Annotated in this window: 2 protein-coding genes; one reads left to right on the top strand and one right to left on the bottom strand. The window is 59.4% G+C overall.

Going from position 1 to position 2,075, the window contains the following annotated elements:
• Positions 1-136 precede the first annotated feature (136 nt).
• Complete coding sequence (locus tag D3A59_RS24760) at positions 137-898, bottom strand: phospholipase D family protein (RefSeq protein WP_240636205.1); 762 nt, start codon at positions 896-898, stop codon at positions 137-139.
• A gap of 154 nt (positions 899-1,052) precedes the next feature.
• Here D3A59_RS24760 and D3A59_RS24765 point away from each other — a divergent pair, with 154 nt between their 5' ends.
• Positions 1,053-2,069 carry an IS110 family RNA-guided transposase gene (locus D3A59_RS24765; protein WP_119157959.1) on the top strand — a complete coding sequence of 339 codons (1,017 nt, stop codon included), beginning with the start codon at positions 1,053-1,055 and terminating at the stop codon, positions 2,067-2,069.
• The last annotated feature ends 6 nt before the right edge of the window (positions 2,070-2,075 follow it).

Consider the following 2,075-nt stretch of genomic DNA (forward strand, 5'->3'; position numbering starts at 1 on the left):
CGAGGCTGTCAAGCGCCGCGCCCTAACCGACAGCACCGCCATTTGTGCAACAGAGCCTCGTGGCGGGGGAAGTCCTGTTTGAGTTGACCCGCCCGCGGAACGCGGTGCGGGTTGAGCGAATTAGTTTCCCCTTTCTTTAGAGCTTAAGACTTTCAGGCCACAAAAAGTAAGGGCCAAACTTGGGACTCATGCGGAATTCTCCACCAGCTTCCTTGCCTTTGGCCGTCAAGTAGTTCTTGCCGTCTCGGACTTCGAGCAGGCCCAAGGAAACAAGCCTGTCAACTAATTCGTTGGTTTTCATGCCCAGCTTCTGAGCAACTTTCGAGGTCGTTAATTTTTCGACGAACTCTTCTTGCTCTGACTTGTTGTCCGGCTCTTGCGCAACGCGCTCCATTGAGATGCGCACCTCCTCGCTAATACGGATTATGCGCTGAGCTTCTTCGTAGGCCTCTCGGTAAACATCTGCGTCTTCGGAACGGGAAATCAACACTCCCATTTCGTTGTTGTTCACTTGGCTGAATTCGTAGAGATTTAAGCTTGTGATGATGCAGGTCTCTTCGTTCATGTAGCACTTGGCGTGCAGGTTCTTGCAGAAACTTGTTCTAATATAAGGGAGGTCGGTAAGCCAGCTAATCTCTTCCGGTTGAAGTTCGCTTTTTCCGTACACGACACGAACGTCAATTTTTAAGCGATTCTTGTCGGCAAGCAACTCCTTCATTCGATCATTGAGTTTCAGAAAAGGGCTGATAAGAACTAAGCGGTCTTTCGCACCTTTAATCAACTCCTCTAAGAAGTAATTGGTTGCGCTCGTGTTCAGGAATTTCGCCATAGTTGCACCGAAAGCTGAGTAAATAGTCGCAGGTAACGTATTGTAGCCGATGCAAATATCGAGCGGCAATGAGGCTAGTTTTTGAATTTCGGAGGCTAACGAATGAAAAGGACTTCCTCATTCCAAGCGACCGCTGCAATGCCGAGGGCATTGAGGCGGGTCGGCACTGGAAGTGCCACGATGGGGTTGCGGTTCTCATCGATTCACTCGGAAGGAGAAGTCGATGGCCATTGTGTTCGTTGGCATCGATCTCGCCAAGAAGGTTTTCGCGCTGCACGGCGTGGATCAATCGGGCCGGGCGGCCCTGGTGCGCCCGGCGGTGCGTCGCGAGCAGTTGCTCGAGGTAATTGCCAGGCTGCCTGCGTGCACCATCGGGATGGAAGCGTGCTCGGGCGCGCACCACTGGGCACGGCAGTTCCAGCAGTTCGGGCACACGGTGCGACTGATGGCGCCGAAGCTCGTGGCGCCGTACCGCATGAGTGGCAAGCGCGGCAAGAACGACGCGGCCGACGCGGCGGCGATCTGCGAGGCGTTGCAGCGGCCGAACATGCGCTTCGTGCCGATCAAGAGCGAGCTCGCGCAGTCGCGGCTGTGCATCCACCGGGTGAGGCAGGCGCTGGTGGCCGAGCGCACGGCGTGCATCAACCGCATCCGGGGACTGCTGAGCGAGTTCGGCATCGTGCTGCCGCTCAGGGCCGAGACGGTGCGCCGGGGCGCGGCGGCGCACCTGGAAGATCTGCCGCAGTGGGCGAACACGGCCATTGGCGACGGCCTGAGCGATCTGCACCGGCTCGACGAGCGCATTGCGGAGTACGACCGGCATGTGGAGATGATTGCGCGGGCCGAAGAGGCAAGCCGGCGGCTGATGACGGTGCCGGGGGTGGGTGCGACGACGGCCAGCGCGCTGCTGGCGAGCATCGGTCAGGGGCGCGACTTCAAGAACGGGCGCCAGCTCAGCGCCTGGCTGGGAATGACACCGGCGCAGCACAGCTCGGGCGGCAAGCAGCGGCTGGGGCATATCACGAAGGTGGGCGACTCGTACCTGCGCTCGCTGCTGATCCTTGGAGCCCGAGCGATGCTGCAGGGCGCCAGGGGCAAGACGGATCGGCTCAGCCGCTGGGCCACCAGTCTGGCCGAGCGAAAAGGCCACTGGTGCGCGGTGGTCGCGATCGCAGCGAGGAACGCGCGCATCTGCTGGGCGGTGCTGGCCAAGGGGGAGGAGTACCGGGCACCGGTCTGAATGAAC

The sequence above is a fragment of the Caldimonas tepidiphila genome (assembly GCF_003569765.1).
Taxonomy (GTDB): domain Bacteria; phylum Pseudomonadota; class Gammaproteobacteria; order Burkholderiales; family Burkholderiaceae_C; genus Caldimonas; species Caldimonas tepidiphila.

Bases quoted from the DNA above. Each gene is read 5' to 3' on its own strand.
- D3A59_RS24765 (WP_119157959.1), top strand. From the start codon at position 1,053: ATGGCCATTGTGTTCGTTGGCATCGATCTCGCCAAGAAGGTTTTCGCG.